Below are 22,820 nucleotides of genomic sequence, written 5' to 3' on the forward strand. Positions count from 1 at the left end.
GACGCCTCCCGAGGCCCGCCCGGTCCGCGGCCGCGTACGGCGAGGCCTTCGGCGGAGTGTGGTGCCGGGGCATGAGGCGGTGTAATCGCGTTCTGTCGTGCCCAGTCCGCTCATGGCGCGCGTGGTGACCGGGCGGACCTGTTCGCGGACGTTGCGCTGGACGGTGGCCTCGTAGTCCTCCGGATGCGCCGCCTCGGTCGGGCACCGCTTTCGCCCCGGTGCGGCATCGTCGGTCCTTTCGGTGTCGATTGCGCCTCAGCGTTCGAGCATGCGCCGACCTGCCTCGGTAGGGGGAACAGCAGGGCCCCTCACCGCGCTGACGCGCATGTCAGCGTGGTCGGCGTCGACGACCACGTCCGTCAGGAACACGGCGAGGAGGCGCGCTGCCGCTGTGCGTCTATCGGTAGCCGGTGGTGTCGGCGGGCTTCCCGGCGTCCTGCACCTCCACGACGTAGCGCCAGGCGTCAGGTCGGCTTCCGTCCACGTCGGTGTATCCGTACACGCCTGCGAGCTGCCCGCTCGACAGCGACTCGCCGTTCCACCGGTGAACGTGCGGGTCGGCGGCCAGGGCGGCCACCGCCCGCCCGACGTACGCCGGGGATTCGGAGATCGCGAAGTGCGGCTGACCGCCCAGCGCGTCGCGCCAGTTGGCCTCGGCCACGCCGTAGTGCTCCAGCATCATCTCCGAGCGCAGCCAGCCGGGTGTCAGCGACAGCGCGGTGGCGCCGTACGCGGCAAGCTCCTTCGCCTGCGCGAACGCGAGGCGCGTGACCGATGTCTTGGCCAGGTCGTAGTAGAGCGAGATGCGGTAGTGGTCCTTGTTGTAGTCGGCGGTGCCGTCCGTGACCTCGACCACCAGGCCACCTGGCCGGCGAATCACCAGAGGCAATGCGAAGTGGCTGGTGATGATGTGGGTGTCGACGGCCAGCCGGAGCAGGCGCATACCGGCGTCGATCGGGTGCTCCCAGATCTTGGCGTCCCACCGGAACAGCAGGTCGCCGCCCCAGATGTTGTTGACCAGGACGTCGAGTTGCCCCTGCTCGCGGTCGATGCGCTCGACCAGGGCCTTGACCTCGTCGGGCACCAGGTGGTCCACCCGAACCGGGATCCCCTGCCCGCCGGCCGCCGTGACCAGTTCGGCGGTCTCCTCGACGGTCTCCACCCGGTCCATCTCGGAACGTTGCCCGCGCGTGCTGCGGCCTGTGACGTAGACGGTCGCCCCCGCCGCACCCAGCTCGGTTGCGATGCCTCGGCCGGCACCGCGCGTTGCGCCCGCCACCAAGGCGACCTTGCCCTGCAGTGTTTTGGTCATGGCCGCGACGCTGCCAGGAAAACCTGACAGACCACGTCGGTCATTCTCGCGATGCCACCGACGTGCAGCACCGAATGGCCGCAGGGGGCGCCGCACTCTGCCGGGCCCCGACGTCCGGGTCGGCACCATCGGGCTCGTCCAGGCGGATGCCGACCGCGGCCAGCTTGTTCCGCAGCGCGTCGACGTCCTGTGCCGTGAGATGGGGGATGCCAGGCCGGCCGGTGCCGTATCGCTCCACGAGATCGCCGACAGAACGGACGCCGGATCGCTTGAGGAACGCATAGGCCTGTAGGGGGAGTTCGAGGTCCTCGATCGGAATCGGCAAAGGTGAGAAGGACACCGGATGGCAGCACAGGACAGCATCGTCGTGCTCGGACACAAGTCCTCCGGGGGCCAACCCGTCAACGTGATCGTGTGTGCCCTCTTCACGAGTACGCGAGTTCCGGCGCCGTCATCGAGTCGGGGGAGCGGTCGTAGAGCCAGAACAGGACGATGCCCATCTGGTGGAGCCGCAGCAACTCGGGGATCATTTCCGCTATTTCGGCGTGGAGTTTCCGCGGGGCCGGAAGGTGCGTGATCGGTCACGCGCACCGCAGTCCGGATGCCCATGCCGAGCGTGGTGGCCCCGACAACTCTCAGGCTCGGGGTACCCGGTCAGCCAAGTGCCTTTTGAGTACGTCGAGTTGGGTGGCGCGGGCGGCGGAGTGGGCGGCCCGGCCGGCGTCCGTGGCGGTGACGAAGACGCCGCGGCGGTCGGTGTCGCACATCGCGCGTTCGACGAGGCCGCACTTCTCCATGCGGGCGACGGCCCTCGACAGCGCGCTCTGGCTCAGGTGGAGGTCGCCGACGAGTTCCTGGGCGCGTGCCTTGCAGCCGGCGTCCACCAGGCGGTCGAGGACCTCGTAGTCGCTCATCGTCATGCCGTGGTGGTGTTGGAGTGCGCGATCGAGCTCCTGGGCGACCCGGCTGTACTCGGACAGCAAGCTGCGCCACTGGTCGATCAGCACGGACTCCGTGTTCATACGGCAAAGGTAGCGCCGACAACCAGTACCATGCAAGGGAATTTTTTGCACCCGCATTTTATGCGTAGACATTCAATGCATGTGCATCTAAGTTGAACGTCATGTCCCCCTCAGCCGAGACGATCGTGGGGCCGCACCCTCGCGAGCACTCCACTCCTCCCGCCACCCCGTCCGCCACCGATCCGCGCTGGAGCCCCCGACTGTGGGGCATCCTCGCCGTCCTGTGCCTCGTGCTCTTCCTCGACGGCCTCGACGTGTCGATGGTGGGCGTGGCCCTCCCGTCGATCGGCCACGAACTCGGCCTGTCAGCCACGTCGTTGCAATGGATCGTCAACGGTTACGTGCTCGGGTACGGCGGCCTGTTGATGCTCGGCGGACGCACCGCCGACCTGCTGGGCCGCAGGCGCGTCTTCCTCGTCGCCCTCGCGGTGTTCGCCGTCGCCTCACTGCTCGGCGGGATCGTCGACAGCGGCGGCATGCTGATCGCCACCCGCTTCGTCAAGGGCCTGGCCGCCGCCTTCACCGCCCCGACCGCGCTGTCCATCCTGACCACCACCTTCCCCGAGGGCCCCGCACGCAACAAGGCCCTGTCGGTCTTCTCCGTCTTCGGAGCGAGTGGCTACTCCTCCGGGCTGATCCTGGGCGGCCTGCTCACCAGCGTCGGATGGCGCTGGACGTTCCTGACCCCCGTGCCCCTGGCGATCCTCGCGCTGGTAGTGGGGTACTTCCTGATCCCGCGCGACCGCCCCGCCGACTCGGGCGGCCACGACCTCGTCGGCGCCGTGACACTCAGCGGCGGCATGCTCCTGGCCGTCTACACCGTGGTGTCCGCACCCGACCGGGGCTGGGGCGCGCCGCTGACCCTGGGCTCGATCCTGCTTGCCGCGATCCTGCTGCTCACGTTCGTCATCGTCGAGAAACGCGTCGCCCACCCGCTGGTCCGGTTCGGCATCCTCCGCGTCGGCACGGTCGTGCGCGCCAACCTGAGCATGGTCGCGCTCATGGGCTCCTACATGAGCTTCCAGTTCATGATGTCCCTGTACCTCCAGGACGGCCTCGGATGGTCGGCGCTGCGCATGGCGATGGCCCTTCTCCCGGCCGGTCTGGTGGTGGCCTTCGGGTCGCCGGTCATGGGGCGTCTGATCAACCGGTTCGGCACACCGCCGCTCCTGGTCGCGGCGATGGCGTCGCTCAGCCTCGGGTACGTGTGGTTCCTCGCCACCGCCGGCACCACACCGAACTACCTGGTCACCGTCCTGCCCGCCATGCTCCTGCTCGGCGGCGGATTCGCGTTCGGCTTCAGCTCGATCATGGCCCAGGCCACCGAGGGCATCGACGACTCCGAGCAGGGCCTCGCATCCGGCCTCGTCCAGACCTCCGGCCAGGTCGGCGCCGCCCTGGTCCTCGCCGTCGTCACCGCGGTCACCACGGGAGTCACGGCCGGGGACACCGACTTCGGCTCGTTCCGTCCGGGTGCCAACCTGGTCACGGGCGTGGCCATCGCGGGCCTCCTGGTGAACCTGCTGCCGCTGCTGGGTGCCAAGCGTGAGGCGGCCGGGAAGTCCTGACCCAGCCCACGCGCCCGTTCGCCGTATGGCGTCAACCTGTAGTGGTGCCCGCCCCCGTCGCCGCCGCCAGGCGTTCGGGGGCGAGCACGTACTGCACTGTCGCCGCCACGCGCTCGAAGACGTCGGCGATCGTGCACCGGTCGGTCACCCACGTCGTCAGCGCATGCATCAGCACCGACTCGACGGCGTTCCGGGCGATCGCGCGCGGCCGGTCGGGGACGTCGGCGAGGAGGCGTTCCATGACCGCGCTGTTGTTGCGCGAGATCTCCCGCATCGCCTCGCTCGCGAACGGGTCGGTGGAGGTGTAGATCCGCACCATCAGGCCCGCGAAGTGGGCGTGCCGCTGGAAGCCGCGGATCTCGCGGTTGGTGTAGTCGAGGACGCGCTCGACGACCGGCACGGCGGGCACGCCGCGTCTGTCGAAGTCGGCGATCACCCGGTCGGTCAACCGCCGCTGCCATTCCGACATCGCGACGGCAAGCAGGTGGTCCTTCGACGCGAAGTACCGGTACGCCGTGCCCAGCGCGACGCCGGAGCGGTCGGCGACGTCCTTCATCTGGAAGCTGTCCGCCCCGCTCTCCGCCACCAGGTCCACCACGGCCCGGGTCAGCCGCTCCCGGCGGGCGAGCTGCCCACCGGTCATGACCTCGACGGGCAGCGGAGCGGAGGTGTTGGGGAGCATGGGGGAAGTCTATCGACGCGCCGGTCCGGGCCTCAGCCCGAACGCGGGACGCTCAGCGCCGCCCCGTTGTCGCGCATGACCAGGCGGCACTCCGCGTCCGAGAACCCCGCGCCGTGCAGGTCACGGACGAACGCCGTCGGCTCCGCGAGGCCCTCGGCGTGCGGGAAGTCCGAGCCCATCAGGATGCGTTCGGGCCCGATCAGCGTACGCAGTTCGCTCAGCGCGTCCTCGTAGAACGGTGCGACCCACACATGCCGCCGGAAGGTGTCGCGGGGGTCCTCGGACCACATGTGCGGAGTCTGCCCGTACGATTTCTTGAGCTTCTCGAACAGGTGGAACACCCAGTCGGAGCCGGTCTCGATCGCCGCGATCCGCAGGTTCGGGAACCGGTCGAAGAGCCCGTGCGCGAGCAGACTGGCGAACGTGTCCTGCACCGGATTGGCGGACACCAGGCGGCGGAACGGGTGCACGCGGAACGCCTCGACCTCGGCCGGCTCTCCCCAGTCCGCGAGGTACTTCGTGTAGTGCGACTCGCCGCCGTGGTAGACCACGGTCAGCCCCGCCTCGTTGACGCGTGCCCAGAAGCCGTCGAACACCGGGTCTGCGGGCGCGCGCCGCCCGGAAGCCGTGGTGACGGGCCCGCCCACCATCACCACCACGCGCGCATCGCGCCCGATCGCCCACTCGACCTCGCGCACCGCCTCCGCCGGGTCGGACAAGGTGATGTAGGGCGCGGCGAAGATGCGCTCGCGGTACGCGAACCCCCAGTCCTCGTCCAGCCACCGGTTGAACGCCCGGAAGGCCGCGACCGTCGCCGGGATGTCGTGCACCAGCGCCTGCTCCATGCCGACGCCCAGCGTCGGCAGGAACACCGCGCCCTCGATCCCCTGGTCGTCCATCACCGCCAGGCGCGCGTCGCGGTCGCGGTACGCCGGCGAGATCGGCTCCAACTCGCCGAACAGCTCGGAGGTGTCCAGCCCCTTCGGGTTCCGCCCGCGGAAGTATTCGTCGAGCGCACCCGGCTTGGACACCGGGTCGAAGGTGGGGTTGGGGATGTACCGGTTGAGCTTGCCGCCTACCAGCAGCCGCCGCCGCCCTTTGATCTCGACCCACTGCATCGCGCGCCGTGCGAAACGGCGGTCGATGTGGCGGGTGAAGGCGTCCTCGGCCTCGTAGTAGTGGTTGTCGCAGTCGAAGCAGCGGAAGTCGAGGGCGGGTGCGGTCACAGGGCACTCCATCGTTCGGCGGACAAGGTCGAGCATGCGAGCGAAGACTAGAAGAGCATTCTAAATTTCGCCAGAGCCATCCGGTCGCTCTCGATCCATGACCGGACAGGGCAAGAAATATCCTTGCGACGACGCCTGTGTGTTGCCTCTTGTGAGATATGAAATTGTGTTCTAGTTTCGCCCGGCATCGGCACCCGCCGCCGACGACCGTTCCGACCGACCGCCCATACCAGGGGGTGCCGCAGTGTCGAAGCCGCGATCCGGATCCGTTCTCGCCTGGGGCCAGGACGGCGTTCCGCCCGCCGCCCGTGCCGCGCTCACCGGTGCGGGCATGCCGTTCGAGACCGCGGTCGAGGATGTGCTCGGGGCGCCGGCCGAGGTGTTCGTACGCCGCCACAACGATCTGCCCGCGATGCTCGCCCACTCCGCACACCGACGGCCGGACCAGCCGTTCCTGGTGTTTCCCGAGCGCACGACGAGCTACCGCGAGGCGTTGCGCCTGATCACCGCGCGAGCCTCGCTACTCGCCGACGTGTACGGCGTGCGCAAGGGGGACCGCGTCGCGTTGGCCGGCGCCAACAGTCTCGAACACGTGCTGGCCTACTGGGCGGTGCTCGAACTCGGCGCGATTGCGGTCGGCCTCAACGGCTGGTGGGCGGGGCCCGAACTCGCCTACGGCACGCGCCTGACCGAGCCCCGCGTCGTGCTCGCCGACGGCAAGCGCACGGCCATCCTGCGCGAACACGGCGTTCCCGCGGTCGACTTCCGCGCCTTCGCCGGGGCGGCCGACGCACGCCGTGCGACGGCCGAACCGGAACTGCCGCGCGTACCCGTCAGCGAGGACGACCCCGCGATCATCCTGTTCACCAGCGGCACGACCGGCCGCCCCAAGGGCGCCGTGATCTCGCACCGCAACATCGTCTACTTCGCGCAGGCGTGGGCCCTGCACGGCGCGATCGCGGCGGCCCGGGTACGCGCACGCGCCGGATCCGCGGGAACCGGAGCGCTCCCGAACGCCGCCGGGACGACTGCTGCCGGGTCGCCCGCTGCCGGGTCGACCGCCGCCCGGCAGTCCGTCTCCCGGCCGCCTGTGGCCCTCGTGACGTCGCCCTTCTTCCATGTCTCCGGGGCCGCGAACATCCTGGCGACCGGCCCGTTCAACGCCGGCACGGCGATCTTCCCGCCGCCGGGCCGTTGGGACGAGGGCGTCCAACTGGAGTTGATGGCCCGGCACCGCATCACCCGGTGGAGCGGCGTTCCCGCACAGTACTGGCGGCTCCTCGGCCACCCCCGCTTCGGGGCGTTCGACCTCTCCGCGGTGACGGCACTGGGCTGCGGCGGCGCCAACCTCGCCCCCGAACTCCTCCGCCGGATCCGGGGGGGATTCCCGAACGCCCAGGTCAGCAACGGCTACGGGATGACGGAGACGTTCGGTGCGGGCACCGTCCTGGCGAGGGTCGACGCGGCGACGTCGTCGGTCGGCACCCCGATCCCGCACACCCGTGTCCGGATCCGCTCCACGGACGGCGGTGAGGTCGCCGCGGGCGAGGTGGGGGAGATCCATCTGCAAGGTCCCGGCGTGTTCCTCGGCTACTGGGCCGACCCGGCCGCGACCCGGGCCGCGCTCGACAGCGAACGCTGGTACCGCACCGGCGACTTCGGACGCATCGAAAACGGTGTACTGCACCTGGAGAGCCGCATGCGCGACCTGATCATCCGCGGTGGCGAGAACATCTACCCCGTCGAAGTCGAGAACCGACTCGTCGAACACCCGCACATCGCGGACGCCGCGGTCGTCGCCGTCGACCACACCGTCCTCGGCCATGAGGTCAAGGCGGTCGTCGTGCCGGTTCGGGGCGCCGAACTCACCGCGGACGCCGTACGCGGGTGGGTCGCGGACGCCCTCGCCGCCTTCAAGGTCCCGGCGTACGTCGAGTTCCGCACCGAACTCCCGTACTCCGACACCGGCAAGGTCCTCAAGCGCCTTCTCGAAGCCGGCCGCTGACCGCGCTGGAACCAACCACGTTCGGAGCACCCATGGGCTTTCCCCTCGGCCAACCCGTGTTCGACACGATGATCGGCTTTCCGCAACAGGGCGACGACCAGTACGACTTCATCCGTCGCCAGACCAAGGATCGGGAGTCCCGGGAGCGGATGCGCTTCCCGGCCGAGTACATGTTCAAGCATGTTCCCCGGGACCTGCCCGACGATGAACCGATCGCGGTCACGCTGGCCGAGATGGACCGCCACGGAATCGAGCACGGCCTGGTCGGCCTCGGTACCGAGACCGCACGACGCGCCGTCGCGCTTCACCCGGACCGCTTCGTCGGGTGCAGCAGCCTCGACCCGAACCAGGGCATGGAAGCCGTACGCCAACTCGTGGCCGAGCACCAGAAGTTCGGCGCCCGGGCCGCCTCGCTGTTCCCCGCCGGGGCCTTCCCGCAGGTACCCGTCAACGACAAGAAGATGTACCCGATCTACGCCAAGTGCGTCGAGCTCGGCATCCCGGTGTTCGTCTGCGCGGGCGTGCCAGGGCCTCGCCTGCCGATGGCCGCGCAGCATGTCGAACTGATCGACGAAGTCATGTACGACTTCCCCGAGTTGGTCCTCGTCACCCGGCACGGCTGCGAGCCGTGGACCGAACTGGCCGTCAAACTCATGCTCAAGTGGCCCGGACTGCACTACTCCACCAGCGCGTTCGCCCCCCGGCACTACCCCAAGGCGATCGTCGACTACGCCAACACCCGCGGCGCCGACAAGATCATCTACGCCGGGTACTTCCCCATGGGCCTGTCCCTCGACCGCATCTTCGGCGACCTGCCGCAGGTGCCCTTCAAGGACGAGGTGTGGCCGCGTTTCCTGTACGGCAACGCCCGCCGCGTCCTCGGCTTCGCGGACTGACGCCTACCGGACCCGGCCCGTTCCGACCCCGTTCGGCCCCGCCCCCCGCCCCCCGCCCTGGCCCCGCCCCGCCCTCGCTCCCGCCCCCGCCCTTGCCTTTGTTCCTGCCTTGCCCCAGTCACGTGCACACCGCCAGGAGGAGACACCGTCATGCCCCTGAGACGTATTCCGGCCCGACGGCGCGCGCCCGGCGCCGGCACTCGTACCCGTGCCGCGGCCGCCGCCTGCGCCGCACTGGCCATCGCCCTGACCGCGTGCGGCGGCTCGGACAAAGCGAAGTCCCCGGCGGGCGCGACCCAGGAGGCCAAGGCCGGCGGCAGCCTCACCATGCTGGCGCTGAGCGACTCGCGCGCTCTCGACCCGTTCACCGCGAGCGGCGTCGCCGTGGCCGACGAACCCCGGCTGGCCGCGCTGTACGACCCGCTGGTCTACCTCGATCCGACCGACGGCAGCGTAAAGCCGCACCTCGCCGAGAGCCTTACGACGGCTGACCGCGGTGCGACCTGGACGCTCAAGCTGCGCGCCGGCGTCAAGTTCTCCGACGGCACCGACTTCACCGCGGACGCGGTCAAGCTCACCTGGGAGACCCACGCCAAACCGGAAACGCGTTCGACCCAGACTTCGTACGCGACCGGTCTCGCGCTCCGGGTCGTGGACCCGCTGACCGTGGAGATCACCCCGAAGTCCGCCAACCCGAACTTCGACCGTCTCGTGGCCACCCGCCTCACCTACATCGCGGCGCCGTCCGCGCTGGCCAAGGGCGTCGCCGAGGCGGGCGCGAAGCCGGTGGGTGCCGGGCCGTTCGTCCTCCAGAGCTGGACGCGTGGCAGCGAGCAGGTGTTCGTGCGGAACCCGAACTACTGGCAGAAGGACAAGGGACTGCCGAAGCTCGACAAGCTGACCATCAAGGCGGTGCAGGACCGCGAGCAGCAGTACACGACCGTCAAGGCGGGCGGTGCAGACCTGGTGCCCAGCTCGTACCCGGACTATCTCGACCGCGCGGCGAAGGAACTCCGGGTCGCGCAGCTGAGTCTGATCGGCGGCCAGCACATCGCGTTCAACCTCCGCCAGGCGCCGTTCGACGACATCCGCGCCCGGCGCGCGCTGGCGCTGGCGCTCGACCCGACCGAGGTGCCGAAGGCACTCGGCAACGGCTTCGTGCCGGCGAAGAACTTCTTCAACCACTCGTCGCCGTTCTTCGACCCGTCCGCGACGCAGGCGGCACAGAACGAGAAAGAGGCGCAGAGGCTGTTCGACGAACTCGCCGCGGAGGGGAAGAAGGTCGACTTCACGTACACGATCTCGCAGACCGGCATCAAGGTGGCCGAGCTGATGAAGAGCCGCCTCGACCAGTACCGGAACGTGTCGATGAGGATCGAGCCGCTGGACATCGCCGCGTTCGTCATGAAGTTCAACGTGCAGCGGAACTTCCAGGCGGGGCAGTACCAGTCGTGGCTGCCCGACCCGGAGCCGGAGATGTGGAGCCTGTTCCACTCGGCGAGCCCGCTCAACCAGAACGGATGGAAGAACGCGCAGGCCGACAAGGCGCTCGACGACGCCCGCGCGAGCACCGACCCGGCGGTGCGCAAGCAGGCGTACGCGACGCTCCAGAAGGCGATGGCCGAGGACCTGCCCGTGTGGGTGTACGCCGAGTCGACCATCGGGATCATCTACGCGGAGCGCGTGACAGGGGTTCAGATGTACAACGCGGGGAGCCTGTTCATGGACCGGTTGGGACTGAGCGGCTGAGCAGTCGAGTACGGCGCCCGGCGGCAGGTGGTGGCCGTCGAGCGCCGTCGCCGCGTCACCCGAACACCCTCGTTGCCGAATCGCCGGAGGAGTCAGCCATGACCACCGCCAAACCCGACATCTACAGCCCCGACCTGTACATCGCCGGCCCGCCGCACGAGCTGTTCACCGAACTCCGCCGCATCCGGCCGGTGTTCTGGCAGGACATGCCCGGAGAACCCGGCTACTGGGCGGTGCTCAAGCACGCCGACGTCGAGTACGTCTCGCAGCACCCCGAACTTTTCTCGGCGGAGAGCGGCGGGGTGGTCCTGGAGGACATGGAGGAGTCCCGCCTCGCCGCGTTGCGCGGGACCCTGCTGGCGATGGACCCGCCCCGGCATCGGGCGTACCGCAAACCGCTGGTGAAGTCCTTCACCGCGAAGGTCGTCGGCGGGATGGAGGGCCGGATCCGGGAGATCTGCCGCGAGATCTTCGCGCGGCTTCCGGAGGACGGGGCCGTCGAGTTCGTGCACGACGTGACCTCCAGCCTTCCGACGCAGGTCATCGGCGAGCTGATGGGCCTGCCGCCGGAAGACTGGAACCACCTCCACCGCCTCGCGGAACGGACCACCAGCCAGCAGGATCCCGAGGTCGGCGGCACCGAGGGCGACGGCTACGGCCCTGGCGCGGCAGCGCGCGAGATGGTCGGGTACGCCATCGGTTTCGCCGCGAAGCGTCGTGCCGAGGAGCCGCGAGAGGACCTGACGAGCCTGATCCTGGAGTCCGAGTTCGGCGGCAAGATGATGACCGACGCCGACTTCGGCTCCTTCTTCATGCAGCTCGTCACCGCCGGGAACGACACGACGAAGACGATGCTGGCGGCGGGTCTGCACGCGTTGCTCACCCATCCGGAGCAGTTGGCCGCCGTACGCGCCGATCCGTCGCTGGTGCCGGGCGCCGTCGAGGAGGTCCTGCGCTGGGCGAACCCGCTGCACTACTTCCGCCGCACCGCGACCCAGGACGTCGAACTGCGCGGTGTGCGGATCAAGGCGGGGGACAAGGTCGCCATGTATTACACGTCGGCGAACCGCGACGAGGAGGTGTTCGAGGACGCGCAGAGCTTCGACATCTTCCGCCGTCCCAACCCGCACCTGTCCTTCGGCTTCGCCGAGCACTTCTGCCTGGGCGTGCACATCGCCCGCCTCGAAGGCCGCGTCTTCTTCGAAGAACTCCTCGCCACCTTCCCGCGCATCGAACTGACCGGCGAGCCCCGCCGCGTCCGCTCGAACCTCAACAACGCCCTGGCAAGCCTGCCGGCGTACCTAGGCCGCTGACCACGGGCGCGGCTCCGGTGCCGCGCTGTACAGACCCTACGGGCACGCAGCGTGAGAGCGCCGGGACAGCAGGGTCGCCGGTGGTGTGCCGGGAATTCCGGTCGGCGAGCAGGGCATTGCTCCCTTCGCTGACCGGGGTTGCTTGTTCGCGTGCGTGGTCCGGCTTGAGGTGCGCGGACGATCGCTGTCCAACCACGCACCGCACGAGACGGCCCTCCTCGTATGCCGCAGGCACGGGCAGCGAGGACCCGCTCAGGCCGTCAATCAGCGCAACGGCGGTCGTTCGTGGGTGCCGATGCCGTCGGGGACGATGAAGTCGCGGACCAGCTTTTCGGCGTCGCGGACCAGGGGGCGGATGAGTTTGTAGCGGGAGAGGCTGGTGATGCGGGCGACCATGGGGGTGGTGCGGCGTACGAAGTCGCGGGTGCGCGCCGAGTCGGGGGAGCGGTCGTAGACCCAGAACAGGACGATGCCCATCTGGTGGAGCCACAGCAACTCGGGGAGTATTTCCGCCATTTCGGCGTCGAGTTTCATGGCGGAGCCGGCGAGGACGTCGCGGTAGAGGTCGACGACGGTCTGGCGGGCCGGGTAGGACTCGGCGGAGAACGGGGAGAGCGGGCTGTCGGGGTCCGCGGCGTTGCGGAAGAACTGGACGGAGAAGCCGTGGTACGGCTCGGCGGCGTCCAGCCAGGCCTCCAGGGTGACTTGGAGTCGCGACGCGAAGTCGGTACGGCCGCGCAGGCGGGCTTGTGCGGCTTCGATGTGGTCGTTGGTCACCCGGTCGTAGAACCCCTGGATCAGGTGTTCCTTGGACTCGAAGTAGTAGTAGGCGTTGCCTACGGAGACGCCGGCTTCGGTGGCGATGGCCCGCATGGTGGTCTTGTCGTAGCCGCGGTCCTGGAAGAGGCGCAGCGCGGTCTCCAGGATCAGGGACCGCGTCTGCTCGCTCTTGCTCGGTTTGGCGGCGGCCCGGGGATGGTCCGGTTGGGATTCCGGGCTGGACTTCGGGCGGGACGTGCCGGGCGGCCGACTGTCGCCGGGGGGTGGGGCAGGGGGCGTGCGGGCCGCTGGTGCGTCGTTTTCCACGCGAGGAACCTTAGTCGTGCGGCCCGCAGCCGTTTGCGCAGTCTCCGGAGGCGCGGCGGGTCGCGGCGGAGATCTTGGCCGCGGCGACGACGGCGGCCTTGGCGAGGGGGAGTCCGGTCGGGGTGCTGAGGCGCGTGGCGAGGGTGCGGTAGCCGCGAAGGGCCCACAGGCAGACGACCCACGCGTTGGCGCCGCTGTAGACCTGGCCCGCGTCGCCGATGACGGTGACCTCGTGGAGCGTGCGCTCGTGGTCGAGGTCCGGGTAGCGGTTGCGGGCGCGGGCGGAACCGGCGGCGACCAGGTCGACGGCGACCAGCTTGGGGCGGCGGGCCAGCCAGGTGCTGACGGCGATGCACAGGGGACAGCGGGCGTCGTACAGGACGGTGATGCGGCGGATGGGCGGGACCGTGGGTGCGGGGTGGAGGGCGTAGGGGGCCGCACCCCCGTAGAGGCCCCCTACGCCGGTCCGTGCGGACATCGGGCTCACACCCCGACGGCCGGGCTGGTCCAGCCTTGCGGCGGGACGGGTGGCACGGGCTGGTGCTCGGCGAGCGAGCGGCGCCGGATGCGGCCGAGCACGAACACGTTCGCCAGGTGCAGCGCGCCGAGTACGAGCAGGACCGTACCGATCTTGACCGACAGGGCCTCGAAGGACTCCCGGACGGTGTCGACGCCGCCGCCGAGTTCGAGGTGCAGGGCGACGAAGCCGAAGTTGACGAGGTAGAAGCCGACGGTCAGGAGGTGGTTGACCGCGTCGGCGAGTTTGCGGTCGCCGTGCATGACGTCGACGAGGAACACCCGGCCGCTGCGGGCGAGTGTGTGCCCGACCCAGAGGGTGAGGGCGATGCTGATCAGCAGGTAGACGGCGTACGTCACCACGGTGAGATCCATGGAGCACCCCTTTTTGAACGCGTTCAGTGCGCGTACCGGCACTCTAGCGGGTGATTTTGAACGTGTTCAAGCCGCCCCGCCGAGGAGTTCGGGTACGGCGGGTCCGGTCGTGGGCGCGCGCCGTTCGGGTGCGTCGGTCAGGCGTGAACCGGGTGGCGGCGTGGCAAAGTACCGGGATGGCGAGTGTCTGGACTGAACTGTTGATCGACTGCGAGGACCCGCACCGGCTGGCCGACTTCTGGCGCGCGGTGCTGGGCTACGCCCACATCGAGGAGGACAAGGACGGCGACGTGCTGATCAGCGACGTCGCCCGTACGCCCGAAGCGAGGAGCTCGGGGGCGTTCCCGCCGGCTCTGCTGTTCCAGCGGGTGCCGGACGGCCCCAAGAAGGCCAAGAACAGACTGCATATCGACTTGACGCCAAATGACCGCACCCGCGACGCCGAGGTCGAACGCGTGCTCGCGCTCGGCGCCACCCGCGTCGACATCGGCCAGGGCGAGAAAGTCAGCTGGACGGTGCTGGCCGATCCGGAAGGCAACGAGTTCTGCGTGTTGCGCGGGTACGTCGGCACCTGAACCGTGCCCAGCGGCCGGCGGGTCAGCCGCCCCGCGCACCCCGCGCACGTTCCCTCGGCAGTTCGCCGCGCGCGTCGGGCGCCCTGGGCGAGTTGATCTACGTAGGCTCCGATGCAGGCCTGCCGTGCGTCCCGCGCGCACGGCGTACAAGCTCCAGACGTTGGGAGTGCGCTCCATGTCGCGTCCGAAGATCGTGGTGGTCGGCGGTGGCTTCGCCGGCGTCGAGTGCCTGCACCGGCTCGAACGCAGGCTTGCCCCACCCGAGGCCGACCTCACGCTGGTCACACCCACCGACTACCAGCTCTACCTGCCGCTGCTCCCGCACGTCGCGGCCGGGGTCCTGACCCCGCAGTCGGTCGCCGTCTCGCTGCGCCGGCGCCTGCGCCGCACCCGGCTCCTGCCCGGCGGCGCGATCGGCGTCGACACGCGCGCCAAGGTGTGCGTGGTCCGCAAGACCACCGGCGAGATCGTGGACGTCCCGTACGACCACCTCGTGCTCACCGCCGGCAGCACCACCCGGACTTTCGACATCCCGGGCCTGACCGAGCACGCGCTCGGCATGAAGACGCTCGCCCAGGCGGCCTACCTGCGCGACCACGTCATCGCGCAGCTGGACCTCGCCGCCGTCACCCAGGACCCGGCCGAACGCGAGGCCCGGCTGCGGTTCGTGGTGGTCGGCGGCGGATACGCCGGAACCGAGACCGCCGCATGCCTCCAGCGCCTGACCACCGCGGCGGCCAAGCGCTACCCGCGGCTCGACCCGTCGCTCATCGAGTGGCACCTGATCGACGTCGCGCCCAAGCTGCTCCCGGAACTCGGCGACAAGCTCGGCGCCAAAGCCATGCGGATGCTGCGGCGGCGCGGCGTGCTGTTCTCGCTGGGCACCTCCGTCGCCTCGGTCGAGCCGACGAAGGTCACGCTCACCGACGGCCGCGTGCTGGCCACCCACACGCTGATCTGGACGGCAGGGGTGGCCGCGAGCCCGCTGGTGCACACCCTGTCGACCGACACGATGCGCGGACGCCTGGTCACCACCGCCGAGTTGACGGTGCCCGGGGTGGACGCGGTCCTCGCGGCCGGCGACGCGGCCGCGGTACCCGACCTGGCCAAGGGCGGCGACGCGATCACCCCGCCCACCGCGCAGCACGCGCAGCGGCAGGGCCGGGTGCTCGCCGACAACGTGGTCGCCCGGCTGCACGGCACGCCGCTGAAGCCGTACCACCACCGGGACCTCGGACTTGTCGTGGACCTCGGCGGCAAGGACGCGGTGTCCAAGCCCCTCGGTGTCGAACTGTCGGGCATTCCGGCGCAGGTGGTCGCCCGCGGCTACCACGTGATGGCGCTGCCGACCGTCACCGCCCGTACGCGCGTCCTGGTCAACTGGGCGCTCAACGCCGCCGCGGGCGACGACTTCGTGCGCACCGGCTTCCAGGCGGGACGGGCCGCCCGACTCCAGGACTTCGAGCTGACGGACGCGTACATGACGGCCGATCAGGTGGAGGAGCGGCACCACGACGAGCCGAAGAACGAGCTCGCGGAGCACAAGAAGCACAAGGAGCAAAAGGAGCAGCAGGACGGCTGATGCGGGCGAGGGCGAACGGTCCGGGCCTGTCGACAGGCCCGGACCGCGCACCCCCGACGACTCGTCGGCGCGCCGACGACACGGCGCCGCGCCGCGGTCACCCGCGGCGCCCCCCGTCGCCGGACCCGCCCCGCGGCTAGCGCCGGACCACGCCGTACGCCCGTTCCACCGTCTGGGTCAGCGTGTTCCCGTCCGCATCGCGCACAGACGTCCGCAGCGCCACGTACCCGTCCCCGCCCCGCGGCGGAGGCGGCGCGAGCACGGTGTACCCCCGGCCGTTCGGCACAGCCGGCAGGCGGCGCCACGTCGTACCCCCGTCGTACGACGCCTCGACCGTGAACTGCCGCACCTGCGGCCGGGATCCGTCCGGCCGCTCCACAATCGCGGTCAGCGTGTACGGCCGGTCGCCCGCGACCCGGTTGCGCAGGTCGAACTCCCCGTCGAAGCGGACCAGCGGCAGCGGCACCGACGCCGCGTCGCAGCCGCCGTCCGGCGGACGCACCGACGAGAAGGTCCACGTGGCGTCCACCCGGCTGCCGAGCCGCCACAACGGGTCGTCCCGCTCGGCCTCCAGCCGCAGCGCGTACGTCGCCTTCTCCGGCGCCATCCCCGGCAGATACGGGTAGAACACGTCCTCGCTCGACGCGATCTCCGCACCATTCCGTGACAACGTCACCCGCCCCCAGGCACTGCCCCCTTCCATGACACGCCCCGCCCCCGACGGGTTGAACGGCCGGAACGCGGCCGAGCCGTCGTCGCCGCACCGGCCGAAGGCGGCAAGGGGGCCGACTGGCGCCTCGTTCCAGTCCTCGGTGGTGGTGTGCCGGGCCGGATACGCCCGCGGCGTACCCGTCTCCATCCACTGGTCGGCCTGGAGGATCGACTGCCAGGTCAACCCGGGCTGCACGCTGAAGTACTCCTTCGCGACGCCCGGCAGCGGGACGGAGTGGAACCACCCGCCGTAGTTGCCGTCGCCCCACCCCGCGAGCCGCGACATGGACGCGGTGCGCGGCTCGTGGTCGCCCAGCGTGTGCACCCGGGTGTCCACGGCCGCGAGTTCGGCCGTCCTGACGGACAGCACCGGGTTCTGCGGAATCGCCTGATCGTGCGACAGCGCGAGGTTGAACGTCGCCGCCGGCTGCTTGCCCGACGCCGGCTTCGCCAGGAAGGCCGTCACCCGATAGGCGTACTGCGCACCGGCGTTCGCCGTCGGCACCGCGAAAGCCTCGGTCTGCAGGTTGTAGAACGACGCCTCGATCCCGGCCTCGCCGCCCGGGAACTTCTCCCCGAACCCGAGCCGGCGGTGCTCCACCGTCGTGCCCGTTCGGTCGAGCGCCGCCCCGGCCGGCAGCCCGGCCCGGGCATCCGCCACCACGGTGGTGTCCGCGGTGACCGGCGTGTCCGGCAGGGACACCAGCGTCCAGCTGCGCAGCCGCGTGTCGGTGGCAGGCGTGTGGACCATCGCGTCGACGCTGTAGCGGCCCTTCGGCACCCGCGCGGTCAGGAACTCGCCCTGCGCGCGCACCTCGTAGCCGACGCCGGTCTCGACGTTCACGACGACCACCGCACCGCCGTCGAGCGGCGCGCCGTTGCGGTCGATCGCGTTCACGCGCAGGTCGTACACCTCGGGCTCGTGGAACACCGACAGCGCGGTACGCACCAGCGCCTTCCCGTCCGGCCCCGACGCGACCAGCACGCCGCCGTACGTCCCGGCCTCACCCGCCGCCGGATCCACCGTCACCACCACCGGAACCGTCCCGTGCGGCGGCACCGTCAGCCGGCTCGTCCCCAACCGCAGCGGCATCGCGACCTCCGACGCCACCGCGAGGTCCAGCACCAGCGGCGCGTCCCCGTCGTTGCGGTACACGACCGTGCGCTCCACCGGCTCGGTGCTCGGCCAGCGAAGGTACGCCGACAGCGCCGCGGGACTCGCCGACACCGTACGCGTCACCGCCGCCGCCACGTCGACCCGCCCGGTGCCCTGTTCGAACACACCCATGTCCGGACCCGGCGCCGTCGAACCGACCAGCGCCTCCTTGATCCGCTCGCCCGTCCAGTCCGGGTGCTGCTGGGCCAGGATCGCCGCCGCGCCCGCTACGTGCGGCGTGGCCATGGAGGTGCCGCCGAGCCGCGTGTAGAAGTCGTCGATCGGCTCGCCGCGCCACGTGTCCGCCGCCCGGGCCGCCGCGATGGCGACACCCGGAGCGGTGATCTCCGGCTTGGCCGCATGGTCGCCGACGCGCGGACCCTGCGACGACGACGGCGCACGCCGGTTCTCGGCGTCGACGGAACCCACCGAGAGCGCCGAGTTCGCGGTCGAGGGGGCGCTCACCGAACCGGGCGTACCGTCGTTGCCCGCCGCGATCACGAACAGCGCCCCGGACGAGGCACTCAGCGCGTCGACCGCCTGCGACATCGGATCGGTGCCGTCCGAAGGTCCGGACCCCAGGCTCATGTTGACGACCCGCGCCTGCTGCCCGACCGCCCACTCCATGCCAGCCACGATCTGCGAATAGCTACCGAATCCCGTGTCGTCGAGCACCTTGCCGACCACGAGTTGCGTGTCGGGGGCGACGCCCGCGTAGCGGCCGTCCGACGCCGCGCCGCTGCCGGTGATGATCGACGCGACGTGCGTACCGTGCCCGTTGCGGTCGACCGCGCCTTCCGCGTCGCCGGTGAAGTCCGCCGACGCGGCCACCGCGTCGGCGAGGTCCGGGTGTTCGGGGTCGATGCCCGAGTCCAGCACCGCCGTCTTCACGCCCGCGCCGGTGAGGCCCGCGCTCCACGCCTGCGGCGCGCCGATCTGCGGCACGCTCTGGTCGAGCGACGCGCGTACGCGGCCGTCCAGCCAGATCCGGGCGATGCCCGGTGCCGGTCTCTTGGCCGCCCCCGCGTCGGCCGGACCGGCGGCGACGGTACGCCAGAACGCGCCCGCGTCGGCCTTGCGTTCGGCAACCGCCTGGGCCTGGATGCTCGGCAGTTCACGGCCCGGCACGGCGTTCGCCGCGACCGAGGAGCGCGCCGACGCCGCGGTGCCCGCGCCCTCGTACCGCACGATGAGTGGCAGTACGGGCGTGCTGCGGTCGTCGAAGCCGTCCCGCACCAACGCCGTCACGTCGAACAGCGCCGGGTCCAGCACCCCGCGGTTGAGCAGCCCCAGGGCGTCGGACGGCACGACCGTCACGGCCCCGTTCCGCGTCGACCGCAGGAAGGAGACGTCCTCGCGCCCCGGTGCCGGAGTCGTCGTCACCGCCTGCACGCCGCCCGGGAACGTGTCTACTGTGACGACGTCGCCGGTGATCAACGTGACTGACGCGCGGGCGGGTTGGCCGCCGCCCGCCCTACCGTCCCCCCGCGGGCCCTCCGGCGGAGGCCCGGAGCCGGGCCCGCCCGCCGCATAGGCGCCCCCCGTTCCCGCCGCCCCCACGGCGAATAACGCGCCCGCCACCACACTGGCGGCGAAACGGCGTCTGGCACGACGATTCATATGGGCTCTCCTTCCGGAGACGCACACGCCGCCGATCGGCATGGACGCCTCGTCGAGAGACGACCGGGAACCGCCGGTGAGTTGCCTGTCACACCCGACGAATTCCCGGTCTCACTCGAATGCGTGCTCGCCTACGCCGTTGGCCTGAACGGCGGACGGCACCCCGGCCGCCGATTCGAGGTCTCGGGCGGGCCCTCCGCGTCCACGTGACCTCGCTCGGGCGCCCGGAGCGCGGTCCAACTACGGTGGGCGCCGGGCGGACGCGACAGATCCGGCGGGCGGCGAACCGGCGGCACGACGCGGCCGAAGAGTCAAAAGCCGCCGGTGGGGCGAGGGAACCGGCCAGACGAGGCGGGGAAGGACAGGAGGCCAGGGTGCGGGAAGTGGCAGGGCGGGTGGCGGGTGTGGTCGCCCTGCTGCTCATCGGCGCGATCGTCTACGCCCTGTACGCGCCCTCCGGCGGTTCCACGTCCGGAAGCGGCGGCCCCTCGCGGCAGCCGGTCGCGCCGTCGCTGGGTGGCCTGCCGACCGACCCCGCGGACGAGCGGGCCGTGCGGATGACCGCGGAGCAGGCCGCGCCGTACCTCGCCCGCGACGTCGCCGTGCGCTCCGACGCGAGCGGCGTCATGGTGACGTGGCGCCCGGCCCGCGTGGACGGCGTGGTCGGCCATCTCGTGGCCGTGGTCGCCGCCGACGGGCGGATCATCGAACGCGGCATGGTGGAACCCTCCCGCTCTACAACGGTGTTCGGTCCGCGACCGGACGGGGCCGCGGTGTGCGCCACGGTCACGACGGTGGTCGGCGGGGGAGGCACGCTGTGGTTGGCACCGGGGGAGCGGGTGTGTCCCGAACCCGGTGGGGCGGCCGCGCCGACCGGATAGTCGCCCCGTACACGCACCCCCTACGTTGCCGAGTGCCATAGGTACCGACGGTCACGAGGTGAGGTCTGCATGCGACGGATTCGGGGTCTGCGCGCGCCGCGTGCCGTGATCGTGGGAGGCTTGGCCGTCGTCCTGGTCGGGGGAGGGTTCACCGCGCAGGCGACCCTCGGTGGCGACCACAAGAGCGACGAACTCATCGCGAACGGCGGCTTCGAGGACGGCTCCGCGTTCTGGTGGAGCTCGGGGCGCGCCGTCAAGGAAACCGTCGCCGACGGGGCCACCGGCAAGGGCAAGGTGCTCCGCGTCCAGGTCCCGGGCGGGTCGCCGCGGCAGTGGGACCACATGGTCGGGCAGACCGGGTTCGCGCTGGCGAAGGGCAAGCCGTACGTCCTCAAATTCACCGCACGCGCCGACCGGCCCGTGACGATCCGGGTCACGATGCAGCACGAACGGGCGCCGTACACGGCCGCGTTGGACAAGCAGGTCACCCTGGAGACCGGCAAGCGCGAGTTCGTGCTCCCCTTCACCGCACGGGAGAAGGTCGACCAGGCCGCGCTGACGTTCCAACTCGGCGGCGCGGACAGCCGCGTGTCGGTCATGATCGACGGCGTGTCGGCCAAGAAGGGCGGCAAGGACAAGCCCGGCAAGGACAAGCCCGCAACGCCCGACCCGGCCAAGCCGCCCGCGACCAAGCCCACGCCCGCCCCGTCCCGACCCGCGGCCACGCCGTCGGAGTCCTCGGCGCCCGAGCCGCCCTCCGCCGGACCGTCGGACACGAAGCCGGCGCCGCCCAAGCCGAGTCCGCCCGCCAAGCCGACCGCGCCGGTCCCGCCGCCGCCGTCCGACGGACCGGTCCCGGACCTGTACGTCGACCCCGAGTCGAACCCGGCCGAGTGGGTCGCGCGCAATCAGGGCGACCCGCGGGCGGCCCGGATCGGCAGCGCCATCGCCTCGAAGCCGATCGCGCGCTGGTTCGGGGACTGGAGCACCGATGTGCGTGCGGACGCGTCCGCGTACGTCGGGCGGGCCGCGACCGCGGGCAAGCTGCCGGTGCTCGTGGCGTACAACGTTCCCGGCCGCGACTGCGGCCAGTACTCGGCGGGCGGTGCGGCGAGCGACGCCGCATACCTGGACTGGATCGGGAAGTTCGCGGCCGGCATCGGGGCCAAGCCGGCGATCGTCGTCCTCGAGCCCGACGCCGTGGCACAGATCGGCTGCCTCCCGGGCGCGAAGGCCCAGGACGACCGGCTCGCGCTGATCCGCGCCGCCGTCCAGCGCATCAAGGCCGCCGCCCCCGCCGCCAAGCTCTACATCGACGCGGGCAACGCGGCGTGGATCGACGCCGCGACGATGGCCGACCGGCTGCTCAAGGCCGGCGTGGGCGACACCGCCGGGTTCGCCGTAAACGTCTCGAACGACGATACGACGGCCGCGAGTTCGGCGTACGGCAAGCAGGTCGACCAGGAGATCCGGAAGCGCGGCGGAAAGCCTGCCGCGTTCGTCGTCGACACCAGCCGCAACGGCAACGGCGACCGGGGCGACTGGTGCAACCCGGCAGGCCGCAAGCTGGGCGCGACGCCCGGATCCGGCGCGGCCGGCGCCGAGTTGGTGCTGTGGCTGAAGGTCCCGGGCGACTCCGACGGCACCTGCGGCATCGCACCCGGCACCCCCGCCGGCCAGTTCGACCCGGACCTCGCGATCCGGCTGATCGACGGCACCTGACCGGCACCCGACCGGCACCTCGCCGGAAGCTGGCCGGGACCCGGTCGGGGACCTCACAGGGGAACCCGACCGGGCCGGGGCGGGAGGGCGCGGACCGACGAGCCGGGCTACCGCAGCGCCTTGGTGAAGATGTACTCCGTGACGCCGGGCGGGTAGTCCGGCACCTCGCCGACCAGCGTGTAGCCCTGCCTGCGGTAGAACTCCGGGGCCTGGAAGTCCCATGTCTCCAAACGGGCGTGGCCGCAGGCGTGTTCGGTGCGGGCGGTCTCCTCGGCGCGGGCGAGCAGGTCCGCCCCAAGGCCCTTCCCGCGCCGGTCCGCCCGCACCCACAGCAGATCGACGTGCAGCCACCGCCCCCAGACCTTGCCGGTCAGGCCGCCGACCACGGCGCCGTCGTCGTCGACGGCGTAGACGTGCACCGGGATGTCGTCCTCGGCCGGGGTGCCGCGCAGCCGTGCCATCGCGGGCGACGCCGCCGTGTTGGTCTCGTCGAGGCGATGGCCGAGCCAGTCCTCGCGCTCCTTGTCGACTTCGGTGTCAAAGCGAACCATGCGGACACCCTAGGACGCCCGATGATCACCTCGTGACCGTGTTGCGCCATCCGCGGGCACGGGCAGATGGGTCCGCGGCCACCGTCTCGCATCCGCGCTGCACTCGCGCTCGTCGCCGTCCGAGCGCCGGCTTTCGTCCTCGTTGCCTTCGTGCCTACCTCGCGGTGCCCTCGCGTGCCTAGTAGTGCTTTGTTAGCTCGGTCTGGGTTTGCGGTGGGCGGTGGGGCGTCTGCAGGTGGGGCAGGTGCCGTGCCAGGTGGCGAGGAGTTGTT

Annotated in this window: 19 protein-coding genes; 9 read left to right on the forward strand and 10 right to left on the reverse strand. The window is 71.0% G+C overall.

Annotated features, from left to right (window positions below; all coding sequences use genetic code 11):
- Positions 1-397: 397 nt before the first annotated feature.
- The 3 genes from ACWD12_RS33745 to ACWD12_RS33755 form a co-directional block, all read right to left on the reverse strand.
- The gene (locus tag ACWD12_RS33745; protein WP_450102756.1) at positions 398-1,312 is read right to left on the reverse strand and encodes an SDR family oxidoreductase; all 915 of its coding nucleotides are present in this window, start codon (positions 1,310-1,312) and stop codon (positions 398-400) included.
- 40 nt (positions 1,313-1,352) lie between these two features.
- The gene (locus tag ACWD12_RS33750) at positions 1,353-1,691 is read right to left on the reverse strand and encodes a DNA-directed RNA polymerase subunit alpha C-terminal domain-containing protein (protein WP_450102757.1); all 339 of its coding nucleotides are present in this window, start codon (positions 1,689-1,691) and stop codon (positions 1,353-1,355) included.
- 256 nt (positions 1,692-1,947) lie between these two features.
- The gene (locus tag ACWD12_RS33755) at positions 1,948-2,334 is read right to left on the reverse strand and encodes a MarR family winged helix-turn-helix transcriptional regulator (protein WP_450102758.1); all 387 of its coding nucleotides are present in this window, start codon (positions 2,332-2,334) and stop codon (positions 1,948-1,950) included.
- Between the two features lie 101 nt (positions 2,335-2,435).
- Here ACWD12_RS33755 and ACWD12_RS33760 point away from each other — a divergent pair, with 101 nt between their 5' ends.
- On the forward strand, positions 2,436-3,902 hold the full coding sequence (locus tag ACWD12_RS33760) for an MFS transporter (protein ID WP_450102759.1): 1,467 nt from the start codon (positions 2,436-2,438) through the stop codon (positions 3,900-3,902).
- A gap of 31 nt (positions 3,903-3,933) precedes the next feature.
- Here ACWD12_RS33760 and ACWD12_RS33765 read toward each other — a convergent pair whose 3' ends face one another.
- A complete protein-coding gene (locus ACWD12_RS33765) occupies positions 3,934-4,584 on the reverse strand; it encodes a TetR/AcrR family transcriptional regulator (RefSeq protein WP_450102760.1) in 651 nt (216 codons plus the stop codon).
- Between the two features lie 32 nt (positions 4,585-4,616).
- The gene (locus ACWD12_RS33770; RefSeq protein WP_450102761.1) at positions 4,617-5,810 is read right to left on the reverse strand and encodes an amidohydrolase family protein; all 1,194 of its coding nucleotides are present in this window, start codon (positions 5,808-5,810) and stop codon (positions 4,617-4,619) included.
- A 244-nt stretch (positions 5,811-6,054) separates the two neighbouring features.
- Here ACWD12_RS33770 and ACWD12_RS33775 point away from each other — a divergent pair, with 244 nt between their 5' ends.
- The 4 genes from ACWD12_RS33775 to ACWD12_RS33790 all read left to right on the forward strand — a co-directional run bounded on the left by ACWD12_RS33775 (position 6,055) and on the right by ACWD12_RS33790 (position 11,773).
- Entirely contained in the window at positions 6,055-7,815 is a 1,761-nt protein-coding gene (locus tag ACWD12_RS33775; protein WP_450102762.1) for an AMP-binding protein, read from the forward strand.
- Positions 7,816-7,847: 32 nt separating this feature from the next.
- Complete coding sequence (locus tag ACWD12_RS33780; RefSeq protein WP_450102763.1) at positions 7,848-8,711, forward strand: amidohydrolase family protein; 864 nt, start codon at positions 7,848-7,850, stop codon at positions 8,709-8,711.
- 150 nt (positions 8,712-8,861) lie between these two features.
- Positions 8,862-10,460: an ABC transporter substrate-binding protein gene (locus ACWD12_RS33785; protein ID WP_450102764.1), complete on the forward strand. Its 1,599-nt coding sequence runs from the start codon at positions 8,862-8,864 to the stop codon at positions 10,458-10,460.
- A 98-nt stretch (positions 10,461-10,558) separates the two neighbouring features.
- The gene (locus ACWD12_RS33790; RefSeq protein ID WP_450102765.1) at positions 10,559-11,773 is read left to right on the forward strand and encodes a cytochrome P450; all 1,215 of its coding nucleotides are present in this window, start codon (positions 10,559-10,561) and stop codon (positions 11,771-11,773) included.
- A gap of 264 nt (positions 11,774-12,037) precedes the next feature.
- Here the strand turns inward: ACWD12_RS33790 and ACWD12_RS33795 are convergent, their stop codons facing one another.
- The 3 genes from ACWD12_RS33795 to ACWD12_RS33805 are packed head-to-tail and all read right to left on the reverse strand — an operon-like array spanning position 12,038 to position 13,750.
- Positions 12,038-12,859, reverse strand: coding sequence for a TetR family transcriptional regulator (locus tag ACWD12_RS33795; protein WP_450102766.1), 822 nt, complete (start codon positions 12,857-12,859; stop codon positions 12,038-12,040).
- Between the two features lie 10 nt (positions 12,860-12,869).
- Positions 12,870-13,337 carry a thiol-disulfide oxidoreductase DCC family protein gene (locus ACWD12_RS33800; protein ID WP_450102767.1) on the reverse strand — a complete coding sequence of 156 codons (468 nt, stop codon included), beginning with the start codon at positions 13,335-13,337 and terminating at the stop codon, positions 12,870-12,872.
- A 5-nt stretch (positions 13,338-13,342) separates the two neighbouring features.
- Complete coding sequence (locus ACWD12_RS33805; RefSeq protein ID WP_450102768.1) at positions 13,343-13,750, reverse strand: hypothetical protein; 408 nt, start codon at positions 13,748-13,750, stop codon at positions 13,343-13,345.
- A gap of 176 nt (positions 13,751-13,926) precedes the next feature.
- On the opposite strand from ACWD12_RS33805, the gene ACWD12_RS33810 reads away from it, so the two are divergent.
- Positions 13,927-14,325 carry a VOC family protein gene (locus ACWD12_RS33810; RefSeq protein WP_450102769.1) on the forward strand — a complete coding sequence of 133 codons (399 nt, stop codon included), beginning with the start codon at positions 13,927-13,929 and terminating at the stop codon, positions 14,323-14,325.
- Between the two features lie 175 nt (positions 14,326-14,500).
- Positions 14,501-15,907 carry an NAD(P)/FAD-dependent oxidoreductase gene (locus ACWD12_RS33815; RefSeq protein WP_450102770.1) on the forward strand — a complete coding sequence of 469 codons (1,407 nt, stop codon included), beginning with the start codon at positions 14,501-14,503 and terminating at the stop codon, positions 15,905-15,907.
- Between the two features lie 136 nt (positions 15,908-16,043).
- Here ACWD12_RS33815 and ACWD12_RS33820 read toward each other — a convergent pair whose 3' ends face one another.
- On the reverse strand, positions 16,044-19,157 hold the full coding sequence (locus ACWD12_RS33820; RefSeq protein ID WP_450102771.1) for a S8 family serine peptidase: 3,114 nt from the start codon (positions 19,155-19,157) through the stop codon (positions 16,044-16,046).
- Positions 19,158-19,768: 611 nt separating this feature from the next.
- Between ACWD12_RS33820 and ACWD12_RS33825 the strand changes: the two genes are divergently transcribed.
- Both ACWD12_RS33825 and ACWD12_RS33830 read left to right on the forward strand, forming a co-directional pair.
- The gene (locus ACWD12_RS33825) at positions 19,769-20,275 is read left to right on the forward strand and encodes a hypothetical protein (RefSeq protein WP_450102772.1); all 507 of its coding nucleotides are present in this window, start codon (positions 19,769-19,771) and stop codon (positions 20,273-20,275) included.
- Between the two features lie 69 nt (positions 20,276-20,344).
- On the forward strand, positions 20,345-21,997 hold the full coding sequence (locus tag ACWD12_RS33830) for a glycoside hydrolase family 6 protein (protein WP_450102773.1): 1,653 nt from the start codon (positions 20,345-20,347) through the stop codon (positions 21,995-21,997).
- 107 nt (positions 21,998-22,104) lie between these two features.
- Here ACWD12_RS33830 and ACWD12_RS33835 read toward each other — a convergent pair whose 3' ends face one another.
- A complete protein-coding gene (locus ACWD12_RS33835) occupies positions 22,105-22,548 on the reverse strand; it encodes a GNAT family N-acetyltransferase (RefSeq protein WP_450102774.1) in 444 nt (147 codons plus the stop codon).
- Positions 22,549-22,820 lie beyond the last annotated feature (272 nt).

Source organism: Streptodolium elevatio (genome assembly GCF_053592165.1).

Bases quoted from the DNA above. Each gene is read 5' to 3' on its own strand.
- ACWD12_RS33745 (WP_450102756.1), bottom strand. From the start codon at position 1,312: ATGACCAAAACACTGCAGGGCAAGGTCGCCTTGGTGGCGGGCGCAACG.
- ACWD12_RS33755 (WP_450102758.1), bottom strand. From the start codon at position 2,334: ATGAACACGGAGTCCGTGCTGATCGACCAGTGGCGCAGCTTGCTGTCC.
- ACWD12_RS33760 (WP_450102759.1), top strand. From the start codon at position 2,436: ATGTCCCCCTCAGCCGAGACGATCGTGGGGCCGCACCCTCGCGAGCAC.
- ACWD12_RS33765 (WP_450102760.1), bottom strand. From the start codon at position 4,584: ATGCTCCCCAACACCTCCGCTCCGCTGCCCGTCGAGGTCATGACCGGT.
- ACWD12_RS33780 (WP_450102763.1), top strand. From the start codon at position 7,848: ATGGGCTTTCCCCTCGGCCAACCCGTGTTCGACACGATGATCGGCTTT.
- ACWD12_RS33785 (WP_450102764.1), top strand. From the start codon at position 8,862: ATGCCCCTGAGACGTATTCCGGCCCGACGGCGCGCGCCCGGCGCCGGC.
- ACWD12_RS33790 (WP_450102765.1), top strand. From the start codon at position 10,559: ATGACCACCGCCAAACCCGACATCTACAGCCCCGACCTGTACATCGCC.
- ACWD12_RS33800 (WP_450102767.1), bottom strand. From the start codon at position 13,337: ATGTCCGCACGGACCGGCGTAGGGGGCCTCTACGGGGGTGCGGCCCCC.
- ACWD12_RS33805 (WP_450102768.1), bottom strand. From the start codon at position 13,750: ATGGATCTCACCGTGGTGACGTACGCCGTCTACCTGCTGATCAGCATC.
- ACWD12_RS33810 (WP_450102769.1), top strand. From the start codon at position 13,927: ATGGCGAGTGTCTGGACTGAACTGTTGATCGACTGCGAGGACCCGCAC.
- ACWD12_RS33815 (WP_450102770.1), top strand. From the start codon at position 14,501: ATGTCGCGTCCGAAGATCGTGGTGGTCGGCGGTGGCTTCGCCGGCGTC.
- ACWD12_RS33830 (WP_450102773.1), top strand. From the start codon at position 20,345: ATGCGACGGATTCGGGGTCTGCGCGCGCCGCGTGCCGTGATCGTGGGA.
- ACWD12_RS33835 (WP_450102774.1), bottom strand. From the start codon at position 22,548: ATGGTTCGCTTTGACACCGAAGTCGACAAGGAGCGCGAGGACTGGCTC.